At 67.1% G+C, this 21,500-nt stretch carries 14 protein-coding genes, 1 tRNA gene, 1 other RNA gene and 1 pseudogene; 7 read left to right on the plus strand and 10 right to left on the minus strand.

Features of this window, described 5'->3' with window-relative positions; genetic code table 11:
• Positions 1 to 26: 26 nt before the first annotated feature.
• Together NU1_RS02515 and NU1_RS02520 are read right to left on the minus strand one after the other, a co-directional pair.
• Positions 27 to 114: transfer RNA gene (locus NU1_RS02515), tRNA-Ser, on the minus strand.
• Positions 115 to 167: 53 nt separating this feature from the next.
• Positions 168 to 1,256 (minus strand): hypothetical protein, encoded by a 1,089-nt coding sequence (locus NU1_RS02520; protein WP_067516910.1) that lies wholly within the window; start codon positions 1,254 to 1,256, stop codon positions 168 to 170.
• Positions 1,257 to 1,353: 97 nt separating this feature from the next.
• Between NU1_RS02520 and ffs the strand changes: the two genes are divergently transcribed.
• Both ffs and NU1_RS02530 read left to right on the plus strand, forming a co-directional pair.
• Positions 1,354 to 1,448: signal recognition particle sRNA small type (ffs, locus tag NU1_RS02525), an RNA gene on the plus strand.
• A gap of 144 nt (positions 1,449 to 1,592) precedes the next feature.
• Complete coding sequence (locus NU1_RS02530) at positions 1,593 to 2,888, plus strand: aspartate aminotransferase type Ic (protein ID WP_067516912.1); 1,296 nt, start codon at positions 1,593 to 1,595, stop codon at positions 2,886 to 2,888.
• A 60-nt stretch (positions 2,889 to 2,948) separates the two neighbouring features.
• Here the strand turns inward: NU1_RS02530 and NU1_RS02535 are convergent, their stop codons facing one another.
• The gene (locus tag NU1_RS02535) at positions 2,949 to 3,791 is read right to left on the minus strand and encodes a methyltransferase domain-containing protein (protein WP_084520916.1); all 843 of its coding nucleotides are present in this window, start codon (positions 3,789 to 3,791) and stop codon (positions 2,949 to 2,951) included.
• A gap of 152 nt (positions 3,792 to 3,943) precedes the next feature.
• Here NU1_RS02535 and NU1_RS02540 point away from each other — a divergent pair, with 152 nt between their 5' ends.
• Positions 3,944 to 4,522: an HhH-GPD-type base excision DNA repair protein gene (locus tag NU1_RS02540; protein ID WP_067516914.1), complete on the plus strand. Its 579-nt coding sequence runs from the start codon at positions 3,944 to 3,946 to the stop codon at positions 4,520 to 4,522.
• A gap of 190 nt (positions 4,523 to 4,712) precedes the next feature.
• On the opposite strand, the gene NU1_RS02545 is transcribed toward NU1_RS02540, so the two are convergent.
• From NU1_RS02545 to NU1_RS02560, 4 genes are read right to left on the minus strand one after another with little or no spacing between them, the layout of a single operon-like run.
• Positions 4,713 to 5,861 (minus strand): LLM class flavin-dependent oxidoreductase, encoded by a 1,149-nt coding sequence (locus NU1_RS02545; protein WP_067516916.1) that lies wholly within the window; start codon positions 5,859 to 5,861, stop codon positions 4,713 to 4,715.
• Between the two features lie 16 nt (positions 5,862 to 5,877).
• Positions 5,878 to 6,879, minus strand: a complete 1,002-nt coding sequence (locus NU1_RS02550) for an ABC transporter substrate-binding protein (RefSeq protein ID WP_170264289.1) — start codon at positions 6,877 to 6,879, stop codon at positions 5,878 to 5,880.
• A complete protein-coding gene (locus NU1_RS02555) occupies positions 6,876 to 7,646 on the minus strand; it encodes an ABC transporter ATP-binding protein (RefSeq protein ID WP_084520917.1) in 771 nt (256 codons plus the stop codon). The genes NU1_RS02550 and NU1_RS02555 overlap by 4 nt, the downstream gene beginning before the upstream one ends.
• Positions 7,622 to 8,434 carry an ABC transporter permease gene (locus NU1_RS02560; RefSeq protein ID WP_084520918.1) on the minus strand — a complete coding sequence of 271 codons (813 nt, stop codon included), beginning with the start codon at positions 8,432 to 8,434 and terminating at the stop codon, positions 7,622 to 7,624. The genes NU1_RS02555 and NU1_RS02560 overlap by 25 nt, the downstream gene beginning before the upstream one ends.
• A 658-nt stretch (positions 8,435 to 9,092) precedes the next feature.
• On the opposite strand from NU1_RS02560, the gene NU1_RS02565 reads away from it, so the two are divergent.
• The gene (locus tag NU1_RS02565; protein WP_067516918.1) at positions 9,093 to 10,355 is read left to right on the plus strand and encodes an ROK family protein; all 1,263 of its coding nucleotides are present in this window, start codon (positions 9,093 to 9,095) and stop codon (positions 10,353 to 10,355) included.
• Between the two features lie 184 nt (positions 10,356 to 10,539).
• Here the strand turns inward: NU1_RS02565 and NU1_RS02570 are convergent, their stop codons facing one another.
• Complete coding sequence (locus tag NU1_RS02570) at positions 10,540 to 12,141, minus strand: DUF2207 family protein (protein ID WP_067516920.1); 1,602 nt, start codon at positions 12,139 to 12,141, stop codon at positions 10,540 to 10,542.
• A 78-nt stretch (positions 12,142 to 12,219) separates the two neighbouring features.
• Between NU1_RS02570 and NU1_RS02575 the strand changes: the two genes are divergently transcribed.
• Positions 12,220 to 13,416, plus strand: coding sequence for a neutral zinc metallopeptidase (locus NU1_RS02575; RefSeq protein WP_245719914.1), 1,197 nt, complete (start codon positions 12,220 to 12,222; stop codon positions 13,414 to 13,416).
• A gap of 44 nt (positions 13,417 to 13,460) precedes the next feature.
• On the opposite strand, the gene NU1_RS02580 is transcribed toward NU1_RS02575, so the two are convergent.
• Together NU1_RS02580 and NU1_RS02585 are read right to left on the minus strand one after the other, a co-directional pair.
• Positions 13,461 to 14,765 (minus strand): ammonium transporter, encoded by a 1,305-nt coding sequence (locus NU1_RS02580; RefSeq protein ID WP_067516922.1) that lies wholly within the window; start codon positions 14,763 to 14,765, stop codon positions 13,461 to 13,463.
• Positions 14,766 to 14,872: 107 nt separating this feature from the next.
• A complete protein-coding gene (locus tag NU1_RS02585; protein ID WP_067516924.1) occupies positions 14,873 to 15,745 on the minus strand; it encodes a hypothetical protein in 873 nt (290 codons plus the stop codon).
• 438 nt (positions 15,746 to 16,183) lie between these two features.
• Between NU1_RS02585 and NU1_RS44455 the strand changes: the two are divergent.
• A pseudogene (locus tag NU1_RS44455) lies at positions 16,184 to 17,752 on the plus strand (DNA polymerase III subunit gamma and tau); the annotation flags it as partial.
• 2,536 nt (positions 17,753 to 20,288) lie between these two features.
• A complete protein-coding gene (locus NU1_RS02595) occupies positions 20,289 to 21,500 on the plus strand; it encodes an acetyl-CoA C-acetyltransferase (RefSeq protein WP_067516926.1) in 1,212 nt (403 codons plus the stop codon).

The following is a 21,500-nucleotide window of genomic DNA, read 5'->3' on the forward strand; positions in this document are numbered from 1 at the left end:
TGAAAGCCGGTCAGGGGCGTTTGCCATGGCGGAGGATAGGGGATTTGAACCCCTGAGGGCGTTAACCCAACCCGCGTTCCAGGCGAGCGCCATAGGCCACTAGGCGAATCCTCCGCAGAGGAATATACCGGCTGCCCTGGGGGGAAAAGCAAATGGGGCGGTGGGAGCTACTTTTTGGGCAGGGAGTCGAGTGCCTTCTGCACCTGTTCCTTGGCGACCTGGCCCACTTCTTCCTTGCTGGCGGGGGACTGCTCGTCGCGACGGAGCGTGATCGTCACCTTGACCGACACATTGCTGTCGCGGGCGCCGACCGTGTAGGTGAGGTTTTCGATGGAGCTGTAACCGTCGGTCTTCGAGTACCAGTACCCCTCCTCGCCGATGCCGGTCACGTCGCCGAAGGCGATACCGCTGCCGGTGGTCTCGGTGGCACGTTCCTTCCAGGACTTGTAATCGGGATCGGGGGTGCGGTACTTCGTGCTCGGGCCGAGGAACGACACTTCGAGGGCGATGTCGGCATTGGTGTCCAAGCTGTACTTCCCTGGCCCCGGCTCGGTGTAGTCGGCGTCGCATTTGAGCTTGCCGCCGGAATAATCGTTGCCCTGGGTCTCGGAATTCTTCGGCGAGCCCTTGGCGTTCCTCGCCCACTTGGACACCGCGGACGGCGTGATGAGGGTGCAGGCGTTGTTGACGCCATCCATCGTGTACTTGCCCTCGGCGGCGACAGGTTGGTCGATTTCACCGATCTTGATCGGATCGTCGCTGCTGAAGATGGCGACAGCGCCGATGGCGATACCGACGCAGACCACCAGACCGATAATGCCGCCGACAATCACCCCGGTCTTATTGCCCGACGGCGGGCGCGGCGGCTGTGGGTAGCCACCGCCGTACATCGGCTGCACCGGGGCGGGGCCGCTGGCGTACGGGGGCTGCACCGGCGCGGGGCCGCTGGCATAGCCCGGCTGGCCACCGTAGTTCGGCTGCTGCGGAGGGCTCTGCTGCTGCGGAGGTGTGTAACCCACCGCGCCGCCGCCGTAGTTCAACATGGTGGGGTCTGCCGGAACCGGTTGTCCGCCGCCGTAGTTCAGCATGGTGGGGTCTGCCGGAACCGGTTGTCCGCCGCCGTAGTTCAGCATGGTCGGGTCGCCCTGGACCGGCTGGGAGTCCGTCCCGGCGGGCGGGGTCGCCCACCACTGGGCGGTTTCCTGGTGATTGCCCGGATCCTGTGAGCCGCCCGGCGGCGGGTTCGTCCCTGTCACTGCTGTTCCCCTCGGTGTAGAGCGGGCCTCCCCGCAATGTCGCTCAGATCGTAGCGACCCGGCGCGGCGCGGGTCGCGGTGAGCGGCTACACTGGCCGACGGATCCAGCGCGGCGCGCATCCTGTGAACTCCCCCAGGGCCGGAAGGCAGCAAGGGTCAACGGGCTCTGCCGGGTGCGCTGGGTCCCCTTTAATTTCCGGCCGATGTCGCGCTTTCCGGCCATGATCTCTCCCGTATATACCTGCCACGTCGGGGCGAACGCCGAGTAACGTGGGGCGCTGGGTCCGCCACCGCGGATCGAACAATCACCCCCACGCCGTTGGAAAGGCTTCGAGGATGCCCCGGCAAACGCAAATCGGTTTGATGAGCCACGCGGAACTCGTGTCCGAACACGAGACGCAGAATGCGAACTACGCGAAGCTCAAGACCGAGAAGCTCACGCTGGATATCACCCGGGGCAAGCCCTCGCCCGAGCAGTTGGACCTGTCGAAAGACCTGCTGTCCCTGCCGGGCGTCGAAGACTACCGCGACGGCTCGGGTGTCGATGTCCGCAATTACGGTGGTCTGCACGGTCTCCCGGAGCTGCGCGCCATCTTCGGTGAGCTGCTGGGGATTCCGGTGGACAACCTGCTGGCGGGCAATAACGCCAGCCTGGAACTCATGCACGATGTGATCGTGTTCGCCATGCTGCACGGGACGGCGGATTCGCCGCGCCGCTGGGTGGATGAGCCGGTACGCAAGTTCCTGTGTCCCGCGCCCGGATACGACCGGCACTTCGCTATTACCGAGGCGCTCGGGTTCGAGATGATCCCGATTCCGATGGGCCACGCCGGTCCGGATGTACACGCCATCGCGGAGTTGGTGGCCGCCGATCCGACCATCAAGGGCCTGTGGGCGGTGCCGAACTATTCCAACCCGACCGGTGTCACCTTCTCCGAAGAGGTTGTGCGCGAACTGGTTTCGATGCCCACCGCGGCAGCCGATTTCCGTCTCATCTGGGACAACGCCTACGCCGTGCACCCGCTGACCGACACCGCGGATCCGGTACTGGATGTGCTCGGCCTGGCGGCCGCCGCCGGTAATCCCAACCGCCCCCTGGTCTTCGCCTCCACCTCCAAGATCACCTTCGCGGGCGCGGGCGTCAGCTTTATCGGCGCGTCCAAGGCCAACCTGGACTGGTATCTGAAGTACGCGGCCAAGAAGTCCATCGGCCCGGACAAGGTGAACCAGCTGCGCCACGTCCGCTTCTTCGGCGATGCCGACGGAGTGCGCGCGCATATGCAGAAGCACCGCGCCATCCTGGAGCCGAAATTCCAACTGGTACTGCGCATTCTGGAAGACCGCCTCGGCGCGTCCAAGGTCGCGTCCTGGACCGAGCCCAAAGGCGGCTACTTCATCAGCCTCGATGTCCTGGAGGGCACCGCGAGCCGGGTGGTGACGCTCGCGAAGGAGGCCGGTATCGCCCTGACCCCCGCCGGTGCGTCCTTCCCCTACGGAAAAGATCCCGAGGACAAGAACATTCGCATCGCCCCCAGCTTCCCCAAACTGGAGGAACTGGAGAAGGCCATGGACGGCCTGGCCACCTGCGTCCTTTTCGCGGCGACCGAGAAGCTGCTCGCAGCCGGTAAGTAGGACCACACCGAGAGGGGGCGCGCACCGAACGGTGCGCGCCCCCTCTCGTCTTTCTCTGTCTCAGTTCGGCTTGTGCGCCAGGACGGCGAAGATGGTCACCGACAGGTGGATATCGCCGGAGGCGGCACCCGCCTCCAGGTCGGCGACCAATTGATCGCGCTGGCCCTCGGTGATGGCACCGCGGGCCACGGCCATATCGGCGACGCGGGCGACCAGCGCTCCGGCTCCGGCACGCTGATCCTGGATCAGGGCGTGCGAGCCGATATCGTCGACCACGAGTCCGGCCCGGGTCAGCTGTCCGGCGAGTTTGCGACCCGCGAACGGGTTGGTGGTGCTGCTGATCATGGTTTCGATGACCTTGTGCACCACCTGGGGATCGCCGGGGTGGACGATCGCGGTACCCCAGTCGCTGTCCATGATCACCACGCGACCGCCGGGCTTGAGCACGCGGGTGATTTCGCCGACCGCGCGGGCGGGGGCGGTCAGGTGTTGGAAGACCCGCTCGCACAGGGCCACGTCGAAGGTGTCGTTGCCGAACGGCAGCCCGTAGGCGTCGCCGGGCACGAATTTCGCGCTGGATCCGGTCTGGTGCGCACGGCGCTCGGCCGCGGCCAGCAGGGAGGGGTCGGGTTCGACGCCGACGGCGGTGCCGGCGGGCCCGACCCGTTCGGCGAAGGTGAGTATCTCCGAACCGGCGCCGGACCCGATATCGACGGCATTTTCGCCCGGTCGCAGGGCGAGCGCCTCGTGGGCCCAGTGCCGCAGGCTCCGGATACCCGGTAGCGCGGCCCGTAGATCGCGAATATCGACCAGCTGGTCCTGGCCGTCCTTATCGAATCGGTCCGGTGCCAGCCCGGACCCCGTGCCGTTGTGCGGCACGGATGCCGCTGTGTTGAACGCCATAGTGTCAGGCATGTCGCCGACCCTACTCGGCTTCGCCGAGGTCGCACGGCCAGACCTGTGATCTGGGTCACGATCATCCGATTGCGCCGGGTCACGGCCGCAAAGGGGTGGCAGAGGCGGAGTTGTCCACCCGCAGATGCGATGATCGATCCATGGCGACCCGCAAGGTATGTATTGCGCAGGACCCGCAAGCCGACGAGCTGCTCTCGACCGACGATTTCGCATTACTCGTCGGCATGGCGCTCGATCAGCAGTTTCCGATGGAGCATGCGTTCCGCGGCCCGCGGAAGATCGCCGAACGAATGGGCGGCTTCGATATCCACAAGATCGCGGACGCCGATCCCGCGGAATTCGAGGAGCTGGGTGCGACACCACCGGCGATCCACCGCTACGGCCGGTCGATGGCCCGCCGCATACAGGAGTTGGCCCGCTACGTCATCGAGCACTACGACGGCCGCACGTCGGGGCTGTGGACCGATGGAAATCCCGATGGCAAGGAAGTGCTGAAGCGTTTGAAGGCCCTGCCCGGTTTCGGCGACCAGAAGGCCCGAATCTTCCTGGCGCTGTTGGGGAAACAGGAGGGGTTGCAGGCGCAGGGCTGGCGCGAGGCGGCGGGCGCATACGGCGAGCCGGATTCCCGCCGCTCGGTCGCGGATGTGACCGATGCCGAATCCCTGGGCCAGGTACGGGAATTCAAGAAGCAGGCGAAGGCGGCCGCCAAGGCCGAATAGTGCGGTGTCCAGCAATGTCCGGAGTGCCCCGCCTCGTCATTCCGGCGTGCTTTGGCCGGAATCCGCACCGCGCGTAGTGGATCTCGGCCGGAGTATGCCGGAATGAAGAATAGGTCCACCTCCGAGGTATGTGGACACCCCTCCAGTGACCGGACCCGCTCGATCCGGTGGACCGAGCGGGTCGCTCGTATCAGCTGCTGGCGGCGGCCGCGGTGAACGGAGTGGCGGCGGGCCGAACGAGCTGGTGGCCCTCGGGTTTCCACAGTCCGCGCTGCTTCAGGATCGGCAGTACGCCCTCGCCGAACCAGTACGCCTCTTCCACATGTGGATAACCGGAGAGGATGAACTGGCTGATACCGAGGCGCGAGTATTCGATGAGCCGTTGCGCCACCTCTTCGTGGGAGCCGACGAGGGCGGTTCCGGCGCCGCCGCGTACGAGTCCCACGCCCGCCCACAGGTTGGGCGCGATTTCCAGTCGCGAGGTGTCGCCGCCGTGTAGTTCGGACATACGGCGCTGCCCCTCGGATTCGCTGCGGGCCAAACTCGCCTGCACGCGTTCGACATCGGCCGGATCGATCCCGGCGAGCAGACGGTCGGCTTCGGCCCAGGCCGCCTCGGAGGTATCGCGGGTAATAATGTGGATGCGCAGCCCGTAGTCGAGCACGCGGCCGCGGTCCACCGCCAGTCCACGAATCCAGTCGAGCTTCCTGGCAACGGCGAAAAGCGGTTCACCCCAGGTCAGGTAGGTGTCGGCGTGCTCGGCCGCGACCGGTCCGGCCGCCTGCGACGACCCGCCGAAGAAGATCGGCGGCACCGGATCGGGATGGTTGGTCAGCAGCGCGTTCTCAACCCGAATATGTTCGCCCGCAAGGCTGATCGGCTCCCGTGACCGCCACAGCCGACGCACCACATCCAGGAATTCCCCGGTGCGCCGGTAGCGCTGTTCCTTGCCGAGGTGGTCGCCGAAGGCGCGCTGTTCGTGGCTCTCACCGCCGGTGACCACATTGACGAGCAGGCGGCCGTCGGAATGCCGCTGGAATGTTCCGGCCATTTGCGCGGCCAGGGTTGGGCTGATCAGTCCGGGGCGCAGCGCCACCAGGAATTTCAGTGTCCGGGTGGTCTCGACCAGCATGGCGGTGGTGAGCCAGGCATCCTCGCACCACGCACCGGTGGGGGTGAGCACCGATTCGAAGCCGTTCTCCTCCGCGGCCCCGGCGATCTGGTTGAGATAGCGCAGCGAGGCGGGTCGGTCACCCGACATGGCGGTGCCGTGACCACCCGCGACCAGATTGCGGGAGTCACCGTAGGTGGGCAGGAACCAATGGAACGACAATGTCATTCGGGTTATCTCCGTTTCAGGCAATCGGGTAGAGGTCGTTGAAGCGGGTATCGACGAAGTCGGTGATGGTGACGCGCTTCGGGATGAGTCCGGCATCGGCGAAACCGTCGGCCACGCGCTGTTCGGCGGCAATGGTGGTGTCGTCGATCGGGTGGTCGAGATACGGCTCCCGGGAGACCGCGAGCAGTGCGACGTCATAGGGCAGGCCGGTGAGCTGTGCGAAGGTACGCGCCCAGGTCTCGGTATTGCCATTGACCCAGCTGTGTGCGCGCTTGATGCGATCCAGTAGATCGCGCAGGGCGGTCGAAGCGGCGGTACCGCCCAGCGCCTTGTCGCCCGCGACGTAGAAGGCATCGCCTTGCACATAGCCTTTGCCGTCCACCAGGATTCGCGCTTCGGCCTGCTTCTGCGCTTGCGCGGTGAAGGGATCCCAGATGGCCCAGGCGTCGACGCGGCCGGTGGTGAGGGCGGCCAGCGCGTCGGCGGGTTGCAGATACTGCGGTTCGATATCGGCGAAGGTGAGTCCGGCCCCGGTGAGCACGGCGAGCAGATGGTGGTGCGCGGAGCTGCCCTTGGACACCGCGATCTTCTTGCCGCGCAGATCATTCGGTGATCGCAATGGCGAATCCCGGGGCACCACGATGGCCTGGCCGACGGTGCCGACCTGATAGGCCGACACTATTTTGATCTCGGAACCGGCGGCGGCCGCGAAAACCGGTGGGGCATTGCCGACGCCGCCGATATCGACCGCGCCGGCATTGATGGCCTCCAGCATGGGCGGGCCGGAGGTGTACTGCGACCATTCGATCCGGTATGGAATGTCTTTCAGTTCGCCCGCGGCCTCCAGCAGGGCCTGGGTGCCGGTGCCCTTCTGGTCGCCGATACGCAGCGTGACCTTGGACAGGTCCACCGAACCGTCGGCGCGGACGGCACCCTCCCCGGAATCGGCACTGCCGCAGCCGGTTACCAGGGCGGTGGTCAGTGCGAGGGTGGCGGCCAGCAGGCGTCGCGAGATCATGCGGTTCCCTCCGGGGTGACGCCGAGTTCGGCGAGTAGTTCGCGGCGCAGCGCGAGGAATCCGGGGTGGTCGCGATGGCGCGGACGGGGCAGGTCGATGCGGGTTTCGTGCGCGATCCGACCGTCGCCGAGCACGAGCGTGCGGTCGGCCAGGAGCAGGGCCTCGTCCACATCGTGCGTCACCAGCAGCACGCCGGGCCGGTGCCGTATCCACAGTTGCTGAACCAGATTGTGAATAGTGATCCGTGTCAAGGCATCCAGCGCGCTGAATGGTTCGTCGAGGAGTAGCAGATCCGGCTCGCGAACCAGCGCGCGAGCCAGGGAGGCGCGCTGTGCCTCACCGCCGGATAGGGTCAGCGGCCAGGCGTCGGCCCGCTCCACGAGCCCGACCTCCTCCAGCGCGACGCGTGCCGCCCGCCGCGGCTGCGGATGTCGCAGTCCCAGGGTGATATTGGCCAGCACCCGCTTCCACGGCACCAGTCGTGGTTCCTGGAAGGCCACCGCTACCGCACCATCGACGGTCAGCGTGCCGGTGTGGTCGCCGTCGAGTCCGGCGAGTGCGCGCAGCAGCGTGGACTTACCGGAGCCACTGCGTCCGAGCAGTGCCACGAACTCACCGCGCTCGATCTCCAGGTCGATATCGGTGAGCACCTCGCGCTCACCGAAGGTCTTGCCCAGACCGGTGATTCGCGCGACCGGAGCCTGATCGGCCGAAGTCCCGACCACCTCGGCGCGAGTGTCGTTCAGTTCAAGAATCCGCGTCGCCATGCGAGCGCTCTCCTTTCGATCAGCCGGACGGCGGCATCGGTGAGTAGGCCGAGCACGCTGTATACGAGCAGCCCGACCACGATGACGTCGGTGCGAAGGAAGTCGCGGGCGTTATTGATGAGGTAGCCGAGCCCGGCATCGGCATTGACCTGTTCGGCGACAATCAGTGCCAGCCAGGCGACGCCGAGGGACTGCCGCAGCCCGACCAGGGTTTGCGGGAGCGCGCCGGGGAGCACGATATGGCCGAGCAGTGCCGGTTTTCCGAGTTGTTGGACGCGGGCGAGTTCAGCGAGTTTGCCGTCCACACCCCGGATTCCGGCGAAGGTGTTCAGGTACAGCGGGATGGCGACGCCGAAGGCGACGAGCGTGATCTTCGGCAACTCCCCGATCCCGAACCACAGGATGAGCAGCGGAATGAGCCCGTAGAACGGGAGGGTTCGCAGCATCTGCATGGGCGGGTCGACCGCGTATTCGCCGATGCGGCTCAGTCCGGCCAGGACGGCCAGTCCGATACCGGCGATCGCGCCGATGACGAATCCGAGTGCGGCGCGGCGCAGCGATACCGAAATCGCGTCGGTCAGGGTGCCGTCACGCAGCAGTTCGAGGGTGGTGTGGACGACCGTGGTCGGCGCGGCCAACAGCCGTTCGGGGAGTACGCCGGTGGAGCTGGCGAGCTGCCAGGCCGCGAGGAGGACCAGCGGACTGACCAGCCGCAGCCAGGGGCTGGGTAGTGTTGGGGCGGGACGGGTGATGCGGTCGGGTGTCGACCTTGTAGCGAGTGCGGACAACGCGAAACCTCGGTGGATCGGGGATCTGGAGACCGGATCGATGACCTAGCCGATGATCGGCGCCCCGGGCCGCCGGGGCACCGGTTGGAATCGTCCGGATTCTTTCGATCCCCACCCGTGTTTCAGGTGCCGCGAACGGCGAAGAGCCCGCCCGAAGTGGATCGGGCGGGCTCTTCTCGTATCGGCTCAGTCGAAGGAGTTCTCACCGTTCTGAAGGACGATCACCCCCGCTCGCTCGGACGAATGGGTCAGGTTGTCGACCTCTTCAGGACACGCCCCGCGAGGCGGTCGAGGCAAGGGAAAGCAGCGCGCCTCACCATTCGGTGTGAGTATGACCGGGGTCACCGCTGACGGGTGGATGTCGAATAGGACTGGTGGATCAGGCTTTCGGCCTGGGATTGTGCCTGGCGTAGCGGATTCGTCGGATGATAAGTTGACCGACATGTCCGCCAGTCGCCCCGATGCCGCACGAGTCACGTATGTGACCGTCGCGCTGGGTGTGCGGCTGCCGCGACAGCGGGAACTGTGTTGTTCCCGCCGTCGCGCAGCCGAGTTCTGACCCCGAGGTCCCAGTACCGAGGGCTCCTCGCTGCTCCGCCGATTCCCATGTCGACACATCTCGTCAGCCGACGCAGACCGCAGCAAGGACTTCGAAATCGTGTCCAGCCCCGCTACCACGCGACCGCATTCCCCTGTTTCCGCGACCGCGCGCCTGGCTCCGGCGCGTCCGGCCGTACCGCCGGAGCTCCGCGTTGCCGATAATCCGGCCGCAGCCGTCCTGCGCTCGGCCACCCGCGGGCCGATATTCCGCGATATCGCCGCTCAGACCACCGGTTTGAGTATTGCCACCGTGAATCGCCAAGTATCGGCGCTACTTTCGACCGGACTACTGCGAGAGCGCCCTGATCTCACCGCATCCGGTGCGGTCGGCCGCCCGCGTCTGCCGTTCGAGGTGGATACCGACACCTTCATGACCCTCGGTGTGCACATCGGGTTCACCGTCACCCGCATAATCGCCGCTGACCTGTCCGGCCGCATTCTCGGCGGACTGGAGATCGCCACCCCGCAGACCGGTCAGGATGCGGCGCTGACCATTGTGGCGCGCAGCGCCAAGGCATTTCTCGATCGCCTGCCGCGTCGCCGGCCGCTGTGGACCGGCGTGGCGCTCGCGGGTCGGGTCGACGCCGCCGCCGGTGTCGTCGACCATCCCCGCCTCGGTTGGACCGCCGCACCGGTGGCCGCCGTCTTCAGCGCCGTTCTGGACCTGCCGGTTTCGGTCTCCGCCCATGTCGAGGCCATGGCGGCCGCCGAACTGTTGTTGACCCCGCGCGATCCGGACGCCCGGCCCGGCAGCAGCCTCTACATCTACGCCCGCGAAACCGCCGGTGTGGCAGTGACTCTGCACGACCGGGTGCACACCCCCGCCAACGGTCCCGGTTCCATCACCCACCTGCCCACCGGCTCGGAGGTGGAATGCCGCTGCGGCCGTCGCGGCTGCTTGGAAGCCACCATCGGTGAGCGCGAACTACTGTCGCGCGCCGTGCGCCAGGGCATCCTGCCCAAGCCGGAGGCCGCCCGCCGCGCCCGGATCACCGATCTCTATCGCACCGCTGACACCGATGCCGCCGCGCGCGACCTGCTGATCGAACGGGCCGAAATCCTGGGCCGCACCGCCGCCCTGATCCGCGATATGTTCAATCCCGACCGGGTCATTCTCGGCGGTCAGGCCTTCACCGGCTATCGCCCCGGAATCGACCGGGTAGCAGCGGCATTCACGCGGAACACCGAACTGCCGGACGCCGACCTGCGCATCAGCCGCTTCGGCGGCCGGGTGCAGGAATCCGCCGCCGCGGTAACCTCGTTGAGTGTCTTCTACGCGGACCCGATCAGCGCAATCCGACGGGCGATCCGAACCCGTTAGACGTGGGAGCTGAGCGGGTAGACGTGAAAGCTGAGCGGGCGGCGGGAAATACCGCACGTATCCCCCGTCATTCCGGCATGCTTTTGGCCGGAATCCACACTCGAATAGGCACCGCGTGGTGTGGATCTCGGCCAAAAGCACGCCGGGATGACGAGCGGTACGCGCAGCACTTCTGACCAGTCGCTTAGTGCTTACCCGGCGTGAACAGCCCCTCCACGGCCGTAATGAAATACGGGAAGTGACTCGCGAACTGGTAGAGGTTGCGGTCGCGGTCGAAGCCGCCGAACCAGTACAGGCCGGGTTGACCGTCGGAGCCGGGGTTCAGATCGCGGAACGCGCGAATCCAATGGTCGGTGCGGCGCGAGGCCACCGCGAACGGCAGCGCTCGGGAGAAGACCAGTTCCTGATCGGCCGGTGGGATCTGTTCGCGGGCAATGGCGTCCAGACCGCGCTGCATGGCGCGAGCGCGCTCGGTCAGTTCCCGTCCGGCGGTGGTACGGGACGGGAGATAGCGGGGGAGCAGCAGTGCCGCCACGCCGCCGAGGGCAATGGCCACCCCGACCAGCGCGTGGCCGGGGCCGAGGGCCAGCCCGACGGTGGCGATCGCGCCGACCACGATAAGCGCCGCGCCGAGCCAGAATTCGGGCCCGCGCCGTGTCCGGTCCACGAATACGCCCTGCTCGACCGCATCGGCGACCAATGCCTTACGCACCGCGGCCGCGTCCACGCGTCCGCGCAGCTCCGAAATCAGCACCGAATCCGTATCCCCCGGCAGCAGTGCGGAATACACCGCGTGCTCGTGCCGAGTCAGCTGATCGTCGACCGGATGCAGCCGCGAGATGCGCCAGTCGGAATCGTCGATCGCGCTCACCCAGATATAGCGGCGCACGGTCAGGTCCACCACCGTCGCGGCGAGATCGCGGGGATCGACGTGTCCGTCGATCAAAAGCCCGGCCGTACCCGGCAGTACTCCGTCCGGTGAGGTGAACAGTGTCCGATCGCGCTCGCGTACAAGCGGATCGATGACCTCGGTGCCCCGCGGGGTTTCCTGCCGCCGCGCCCACATCACATATCCGGCGGCCGCGGCCAACCCGATCAGCAGGGCCAGGAAGGCCGCCAGCACGGGACCGGTGATCGAAAACGGCCCGGTCGCATTGGCATCCTCGATATCGGCATTCGCCGCTACCGTCCCCGGCGGCACCTGCAGGGTCACATCGATGACGTCCCCCTTGCGCAGATCGGTCTTCTCCAAATGGGCGAAGCCGTCCGGCTCGACCCGAATATCGGCGCAGTCCTCCGGCTTTCCGGGCGGGCCGATACTGCACTCGGTGATGCCCATCCGGAAATCGGGACTGCTCACAGTCGCCTCGATGGACGCCACATCGGTATTGAGCACGCCGGTCCAATGGAACACCTGCGCCCCGGTCGTTTCGCTGACCGTGTTGTGCACCGTGTACTTGAAGGTGGATTCGCCGGGACGGGCCTCGATAGTGAAGCGGTCGTCGCCGATCGTCGTCTCCCCGGCCCCGGTCGACTCCACGTCCGTCACCTGGAAATTGCGTTCCACGCCCGCGCTGATCTGCACCCGCAATGGCAGTACCTGTCGGAACTCCCCGCCCTCGGGCACCACCACCGTCTCGGTGACCCGCAGCAGACCGTCCGACCCGAGACTCACGTCCGCGACGATCCGCACGCCTTCGGACTCGGTCTGAGCGAGAGCGGCCGGGGCGAGTAGGCCCACCAGGGCGAGCAGCGCGAGGACAGCGCCCCCCCGAAAAATCTGCATGGAAAGCTACTCTAGACAGCTTGCTATCCTTCCTCAGCGGCTGTCGGTGATATCGAGGTGACGAGGGGGTTCGGGGGAATGACTCGACCACCGTACGGACAGGGGCCGATTCCGCATGGCGGGCGGGCGGTTCCGCCGCCGCCCGGCCGCAGGCCCGGGCCGCCGCCCGGCCAGCGCCAGGGCTATCCGCCCGCCCCCGGCTATCCACAGCCCGGTCCCGGTTATCAACAGCGTCAAGGCTTTCCGCCGCCGCAGGGCTATCGGCAACCACCCGGTCCGCAGGCCTCCCCGCACGGCATTCCCATGTCACGGCCGCTGCCGCCGGTCGGATACACACCGCCGCAACAGCGTCCGCCCGTGTACCCGTCCACCCCGTACGGGCCGACCAGATATTCGGCCCCACCACCGCGACGTCGTTTCCGCTGGGGTCCGATACTGCTCATTGTCGTAATCCTGGTGACCTTCGCGCTACTGCGCACCGCCGTCCGAACCGGTTTGGACACCCTGGGTTACGGCGATTCGGTGGATACCACCTATGAAACCGATCCGGGCATACTCGGCGTCGCCGAGACCGCGGGCAATCCGCTCGTCACCGACCAGGACGCCACCCTCATCCCGGCGAGCTGCGACTACTCGCCGTGGAGCACCGATGTGGCGACGGCGCGTGCCTTCTTCGACTCCGCGGCGACCTGCCTGGAGGCGGCGTGGAAACCCGTATTCGCCGGTGTGAACCTGTCTTTCGAGCCGCCGAAGATCATGGTTTCGGCGACCACCAGCGGTATCACCACGCTGTGTACCGGCAGCAGCACTAATTTCGCGGCCTTCTACTGTTCCGCCGATAAGACCATCTACATGCCGGTCAGCCAATTGCAGACCGATGTCTTCAAGCAGAACTGGGTCGTCTACCTGTCCGTCTTCGCCCACGAGTACGGCCACCACGTGCAGGCCCAGTCCGGCATCCTCGGCAAGGTGCACGCACAGCGCCGCGAAGCGGGTGCGCGCAGCGATACCGGCCTCGAACTCTCCCGCCGAACCGAATTGCAGGCCAACTGTTTCGACGGTATGTACCTGGCCGCCGCCAATGGCGGCGGCTCCCTCACCTCCAGCCAGATCGGCGTCGCCCGCACCGACGCCTACCACCGCGGCGACGGCCCCGGCGATATGCGCGATCACGGCACCACCGCGAATGGCGGCGCCTGGTTCGAGGTGGGCTTGGACGAGAACCGCACCGCGCAGTGCAATACCTTCACCGCGCCTGCGAGCAAGGTGAACTGACAACTTCGGGCGGTGCCCGTCATGCCGGGATGACGGTGAGGCGCTCAGTGCCCGAGGGGTCCTTCATTGATGCGTCGCACCGCATGTCCGTGCACGCCTTCGGCATACGCCGTCTCGGCGTGCAGCGCGAAGTCGATTCCACCGACCTCGTCCTCGCGGCTGACCCGGAAGCCGATGATCTTGTCGATCACCTTGCCGACCAGGTACGACAGCCCGAATGCCCATGCGGCGACCGCCAGAATGCCCACCGTCTGCTTACCCAGCTGGCCGAGTCCGCCGCCGTAGAACAGGCCCTCCGCACCGTCGGGACCGGTCATCCACTGCGTGGCGAGCAGGCCGATCAGTGCCGTACCGACCACGCCACCGACGAAGTGCACACCCACCACGTCGAGCGAATCGTCATAGCCCGCCTTGAACTTCCAGCCCACCGCGAACGAACACACCATGCCCGCGAGCAAACCGACAATGAGCGCGCCCACCGTATTCACATATCCACAGGACGGCGTGATCGCCACCAGACCGGCCACCACACCCGAGGCCGCGCCGAAGGTGGTCGGGCGTCCGTCGCGCACCTGCTCCACCGCGAGCCAGCCCAGCATGCCGAGACAGCCCGCCACGAGCGTATTCAGGAATACCGCCGCCGCGGTGCCATCGGCCGCCAGGGCCGAACCGGCATTGAAACCGAACCAGCCGAACCACAGCAGCCCCGCGCCCAGGAGTACGAACGGCAGATTGTGCGGGCGCATGGCATCGACCTTGAAGCCGACGCGCGGTCCCAGTACCAGCGCCAACGCGAGCGCCGAAGCGCCCGAGGCGATTTCGACGACCAGACCGCCCGCGTAATCCAACGCGCCGAACTTGGCCAGCCAGCCTTCCGAATTCCATACCCAGTGCGCGATGGGCGCGTACACGACAATCGCCCACACCGGTACGAACACCATCCACGCCGAGAACTTGGCCCGATCGGCGATCGCGCCGCTCACCAGGGCCACGGTCAAAATCGCGAAGGTGAGCTGGAAGGTGACGAACAGCAGGTCCGGAATACCGGTATTCGCCTCCGCATCGGTCACCCGCACCGTCATCGGATCGAAGCCGGATAGTCCGAGGTGGTCGAGATTGCCGATGAGCCCGCCGCCCGCGTCCGCCCCGAACGCCAGGCTGTAACCGATCAGCAGCCATGCCACAGTGACCAGCGGGATGGAGATGAAGCTCATCATCAGCATGTTGAGCACGCCGCTGGAGCGCACCATACCGCCGTAGAAAATCGCCAGACCGGGCGTCATGAGCAGCACCAGAGCGGTGCTGGCCAGCAACCAGGCGGTGGCGGCGGCATCGAGAGTGGGTGGCACGGGGGTAACTCCTTCCACGCGAATCGCGTTTCAAGGAAGTTACCGAAACCTCACGTTTCCGCGTTGTTACGAAGAGGGTCCGTGTGTTACGGAATGTGGACTCGATGTTAAGAAATGCTCACACCGACGCCGGAAGCCGCTTTCTCGGCGGCCGGACGTCGGCTTTTCTTGTTGAGCGCTCGCATACCGCGCGGCCCGGGCAGGGGCAGGCCGTCGTCGCGCAGCACCATCCATTCCGCCGTGGTCAGCCAGCGCTGCTGCGCCCGGGCGTCCGCGGTGTCGTTGAATACCCGGCGGCCACGGTCGTCGCGCAGCTCATGTGCCAGTACCGACCAGCGCGGGGGCCGATCGTGCTCGGCGAACTGATCGCGCAGATAGGCGGTCACCAGTGTGCCGATTACATTCACCGGCCGCAGTGAGACGCGATTTCCGTATTTCACGGAATAGAAACGCCTTCCGGCGCAAAGAGATCCGGGGGAATTGTTGTAGGCGATCCACCCCGCGCGCTGGGCGCGTTCGATCAACCACAGATGTTTGATGGCGGTCGGTGGAATCTCACCGACATGCTCGCGAATAAGCGTAACGACCGGTTCGGCCAGCAGAATATCGCGGCGCGTGGGACCGGTGTTGTGCCTCGTCCAATATTCATCGGTGAGTTTCGCGATCACCCGCCCGAAATCGTCGATACCGCGCTGTGCGCGGCGGCCGAGCTTTTCGATGCGCTCGGCCTCGCGGCGCATGTCGTTCTGCTCGATGAGGGTGCGGATGGCGGGCATGGTCGGCACTTGGCCGCGATGCAGCAGTTCCAGGATGGCTGATGCGGTAGCGGGATCGGCGGCGGCCGTGACCGGCAGCGATGCGCGGTTCAGGTCGAATTCTCGCGGGCTGATGGCTCGGCTCAGCAGATCAGCGGCGGTGCGATTACCGGCGAACTCGGTACCGGAAAGCCAGGCGGCTGCGATGTCGTCGTGCGACGGCACTGGGCGTTTCCTCCGGGAGATTTGGTTGCGCCCCGGTCGGGATGAGGGACCGGCCGGGGACACCAACCTGATGAAGGTTTGGCTACCGAAGTTGCCGAGATCCACGTTAGCCAAGCAATTGCGATCTTGCCCCATCGGTTGACTGGATCGTTATGTCCGCAATGCGGAGTTGAAACCGGGCGCAGGTCTGTAGATGGTGATCTTGCACCTCAGCGTTATCCGGCAAAGATCCGTTCATGGCCGCGCTGAGAATTTGCTGAGTGAACTTCCCGCACCCGGATTCGGTGCGGTGTGGATGAACGGGGCGCTCGGTTCGCACGTGATTCAAATCACGTTTTCCCGCGACTGGAATGGGAGATGCGGGGCCGTGCTGTGCCTCGGTGCGGACAGTCGGAGCGCGGCGGAGGCATGTCGGCCCCAGCCAGTAACCTGTTGGCCGTGGCCTTGTACCGGAAGTACCGACCGGCAACATTCGCTGAAGTGGTGGGGCAGGAGCATGTCACCGAACCACTGAGCACCGCGCTCGACACCGGCCGGATCAGTCATGCGTATCTATTCTCCGGACCGCGCGGATGTGGCAAGACCTCATCGGCGCGCATTCTCGCGCGCTCGCTGAACTGCGTGGAGGGTCCGACCTCCACCCCGTGCGGGGTGTGTTCGTCGTGTGTGGCCCTCGGGCCGGGTGGTCCGGGCAACCTCGACGTGATCGAACTCGACGCCGCGAGCCACGGCGGTGTCGACGACACCCGTGAACTGCGTGACCGCGCGTTCTACGCACCCGCCGAATCCCGCTACCGCGTCTTCATCGTCGACGAGGCGCACATGGTGACCACCGCGGGCTTCAACGCACTGCTGAAGATTGTGGAGGAGCCGCCCGCGCACCTCATCTTCGTCTTCGCCACCACCGAACCGGACAAGGTGCTGCCCACCATCCGGTCGCGCACCCACCACTACCCCTTCCGCCTGCTGCCGCCCGCCACCATGCGCGGACTGCTGGGCAAGATCTGCGATCAGGAAGGCGTGCAGGTCGACGAAGCGGTCTACCCGTTGGTGATTCGCGCGGGCGGTGGCTCGCCCCGTGACAGCCTCAGCGTGCTCGACCAGCTGCTCGCCGGAGCCGGAACCGAGGGTGTCACCTACCCCCGCGTGGTCTCCCTGCTCGGTGTCACCGATATCGCCCTCATCGACGACGCCATCGCGGCCCTCGCCGACGATGACGGCGCGACCCTCTTCGGTGTCATCGACCGCGTGGTCGAATCCGGCCACGACCCCCGCCGCTTCGCCACCGACCTCCTCGAACGCCTCCGCGACCTGATACTCATGCGCGCCGTCCCCGACGCCACCGAACGCGGCCTCGTCGCGGGCCCCGGCGATGTCATCGACCGCATGCGCGATCAGGCCCACCGCATCGGCCCCGCCACCCTCACCCGCTACGCCGAACTCCTGCACGAGGGCCTCGGTGAGATGCGCGGCGCGACGGCCCCCCGCCTCCTCCTCGAGGTGATCGCGGCGCGCATGCTCCTCCCGTCGGCCTCCGATGCCGAATCAGCGGCCCTGCAACGCATTGAACGCATTGAACGCCGCATAGCGGGCGGAGCTATGCCGCCGTCCGCCCCCGCCGGTGGTCAAGCGCCCGCTGGTGGCCGAGCCACCCCCGATGCCGCCCCGGCGGCTCCCGAGACCCGAACCGCCTCCGCCGCCCCGCAATCCGAGGCAGGCGGCGCACCTCGCCGCCGAGGTGCGGAAGCCCTCGCCGCCCTGCGGGCCGAAAAGGCCCCCACTCCCGCCCCGGAGACGAATCAAGCCCCCGCGCAGCCCACCCCGCCGACGCTGAGTAGCGCGGGCCGGAGCGCGGCGACACCGCCCCCGCCCGTCGACGCGCCCCCGAGTGGAGCACAGCGGGCGTCGGCTCCGGACCAGCCCCCTCAGCCCGCCTCCGGGCCGGCAGCAACTACTGCCACCGAGGGCGTGACCCCTTCCGTCGAAGCCGCGACCACTGCGACCGGGGGCGCGACGACTTCGACCGGTGGTGCAGCGACTGTCACGGGGGGAGCGGCGAGCGCGGGCGCGGCGGCCGCTGCAACCGGCACGGCGTTCCGTCCCGCTGAACTCAATCCGGCATCGGTCAATCCGGCAACCACCCAAACCGCCCCGGCTTTCGCGAAAACCACCGCCGAGCCGTCGAACTCCACTGCCGCGCAGCGGCAATCGGCGGCCACGCGTTCCGCCGGTTCCGCCTCCGATTCGGGCTCGGTGGCCTCCACCGCGAATTCCGGTGGTGCGCGGCCTGCAAGCGCAGCGTCCGCGTGCGGTACGGCCACGGTCTCGGAAGGTGATTTCGACAAGGCCCGCGAAACCCTCCTCATGCTGGTCGGCTACGCCAGTGCCCGTGCCGTCACCGAACCCGCGTGGATCGAGAAGCTCACCGCCTGGGCGGGCCGCCTACAGACCCTCACCCCGGACAATGCCGAAGCTATTCGTGCCGTCATGGCCGAGGACGCACCCACCCTGCGTGAGCTGTCGGGTTCCGCTCCGGCGGCCCAGGGCGCTTCGATTGTCGCTCCTGTGGCAGAACATGGTGCGCCACAGGTGGATTCGACGACCGAGGCGCGGTCTGTCGCTAGTCGCGGCGGTGGCGCCGCCGCGCAGCCCGCGCAGTCGTCAACGCCCGATTCCGCAGCGAGCGACTCTGTGGCGCAGCGCGCTTCGTCTACCGCCGCCTCGCCCGTGGCTGCTGGAGACGGCGCGCCGACTACGGCCCCTCGGGGTGATCAAACTGCCGCTATAGCTCTTGTGGCACAGCCGGATTCGGCCGCAGGGACCCCCTCGGCAGCTGCTGAGGTAGCCACCGGTGGTATCCCGGCCGCTGGTGCATCCGCACCCGGGGCGGCGCGGGGTGGCAGCGAGCGAGCATCCACCGCTGCGGCTGGCGTCCCCGCCGTCGAAGGTGAGGCCGGGGCTCCTGCGCAACAGCACTCACCTTCCACCACGGAAGCGGCTACCGAGCCGAGTGCGGGCAATCTCGGCGGCCCGGACGCAACGGCCATCGGCGACAATCCCGTGGCGGCGAACGCGGCCCAGCGGTCCACCGCTGCTGCCTCTCCGGCGCAAACCACAGGCGGTGCGGATGTGACCGCGCTGGAAGCGGTTTCGACCGCAACCGACGCCTCCGGCGGCGCCGCGGAAGCGGATCCGGCACTGCTCGCGGTGGACGCGGATGCTGTAATCGCGGCCGGACGGGTCGTGGCGGAGCCCTCGAATGCCGCCACCGTGGCGGCGGCACGCGCGGTGGATGCCGACACCGGCGCGAAGGCCGCCGATCGCGATGCGGCGCGAGCCGCTGCCGTGGAACTGTCCGAGGCTCCCGATGTGGACGCGGATCGCACCCCGGTCGATGCTGAAGCAGGGTCGGTCGCAGTGCCCGACCCCTCCGGCCAAGGTGCCGAGTCGATGTCGGCTCCGCTCGCCGAGGTGTCGACGGTAACCGATCCAGCCGATGCCGACCTGGATTCGGCGTCGGTCGAGCCGGAAGCGGCAGCGCCGCTGCCCGGTGGGGACGCGGTATTGCAGGAGGTCGAGGCGGCTTGGGCCGATATCAAGGCCAAGTTGCGGGAGTTCGGGCCCGCGCTGCCCGCGCTGCTCACCGCGGCCTCGGTGGCTCGGGTCGAGGGCAACACCATTGTGTTGGCGCATCAGCATGCGGCGTTGGCGCAGCGGTTGTCGGAGCCGAAGAATGTGGAGGCCGTGCGGTCGACCGTGCGAGCGGTGCTGGGCCGCGAACACGAGGTGCGCTGGGAGGTCGGTGGTGCGCCGCAGGCCGGGGGCGGTGGTCGCGGTGGAGCGGCGGGGCCCGCGGGTGGTGAGGGCGGTGCGGCGAAGAAGAAGGCCGCGCCGAAGTTCTCCCGGCCGAGTCAGGCCAAGAGTGCCGCGGCCGTGAGCCCGGATGTCCAGGGGGGTGGCGATAGCGGCGGCTGGGGAACGCCCGCCGCCACCGGGTCGGCGTCCGCGGATTCCCGGGGCGGCGAAAATTCGGGGAGCGGTGCGTCGGCGCCGCCCGAGGACGATATTCCGCTGCCGGACGGCCCGGACCTCCCAGACGATCCGGGCGGCTCGGACTACTCGTCAGTAGGTTATGACGGGGTCCCACCTGCTTCGACAGAGGAAGAAGAGCGGGAGATGTTGGCCGCCGCGGCCCAGCCCGTAGCCCCCGGTGACCGCCGCGACCCGGATGAGGTGGCCTTGGAACTCTTGCGGTCGGAGTTGGGCGCAACTCCGGTAGAGGGTTGACAGCCCCCGTGTGAGGAGCATTAAGTTAACCGGAGTTCGCATTGGGCGGTACTATGATCGGGTGGCCGTGAGTTCCGGTTCGGTGAGGTTCTAAGGTAGGCCCAGGCATACGGGTTACTGGAGCGTCAACAAACCGGTTCGTGAGGCTGTTTGTACAGCGTCAGGACGGTCGGTCGTAAGGCCGATCGGTGAGGGTTACCCGCGGCCGCCCCGCACAACGCGGTGACGGTGCACCTTAAGAGAGGAAAACTCCGATATGACCACAGAGGCCTACATTTACGAGGCCATCCGCACCCCGCGCGGCCGCGGCAAGAAGGGGTCGCTGCATTCGGTCAAGCCGATCGACCTGACCACCGGTCTGGTCCAGGAGCTGCGGAACCGTTACCCGAACCTCGATGAGGATCGGATCTCGGACATCATCCTCGGTGTGGTTTCCCCCGTTGGTGACCAGGGCGCCGATATCGCGCGCACCACCGTGCTCACCGCCGGCCTGCCCGACACCGTCGGCGGCTTCCAGCTCAACCGCTTCTGCGCCTCCGGCCTCGAGGCCGTGAACCTGGCCGCTCAGAAGGTGCGCTCCGGCTTCGACGACCTGGTCATCGCCGGTGGCGTCGAATCCATGTCGCGCGTGCCGATGGGTTCCGACGGCGGCGCCATGTTCATGGACCCGGCCACCGCCTACCCGAACTACATTGTTCCGCAGGGCATTTCGGCCGACCTGATCGCCACCATCGAGGGCTTCTCCCGCGACGATGTCGACGCCTACGCCGTGCGCTCGCAGGAGCTGGCCGCCAACGCCTGGAAGAACGGCTACTTCGCCAACTCCGTCGTCCCGGTCCAGGACCTCAACGGCCTGACCGTGCTGGACAACGACGAGCACATGCGCCCCGGCACCACCGCCGCCGACCTCGGCAAGCTGAACCCGGCCTTCGCCGGCATCGGTGACATGGGTGGCTTCGACGCCGTCGCCATGCAGCGCTACACCTACGTGGAGAGCATCAACCACGTGCACCACGGCGGCAACAGCTCCGGCATCGTCGATGGCGCCGCGCTCGTGCTGGTCGGCAGCGAGGATGCCGGTAAGGCTTCCGGTCTGACCGCCCGCGCCCGCATTGTCGCGACCGCCACCTCCGGCGCCGACGCCACCATCATGCTCACCGGTCCGACCCCGGCCGCCGAGAAGGCCCTCGCGAAGGCCGGTCTGAAGCGTGAGGACATCGATCTCTACGAGATCAACGAGGCCTTCGCCTCCGTCGTTCTGAAGTTCCAGAAGGATCTGAAGATCCCGGACGAGAAGCTGAACGTCAATGGTGGCGCCATTGCCATGGGCCACCCGCTGGGTGCCACCGGCGCCATGATCACCGGCACCATGGTCGACGAGCTGCACCGCCGCAACGCGCGGTACGCGCTGGTCACCCTCTGCATCGGCGGCGGCATGGGTGTCGCCACCATCATCGAGCGCGTCTAA

The sequence above is a fragment of the Nocardia uniformis NBRC 13702 genome (assembly GCF_001613345.1).
In the GTDB taxonomy this organism is placed as follows: Bacteria; Actinomycetota; Actinomycetes; order Mycobacteriales; family Mycobacteriaceae; genus Nocardia; species Nocardia uniformis.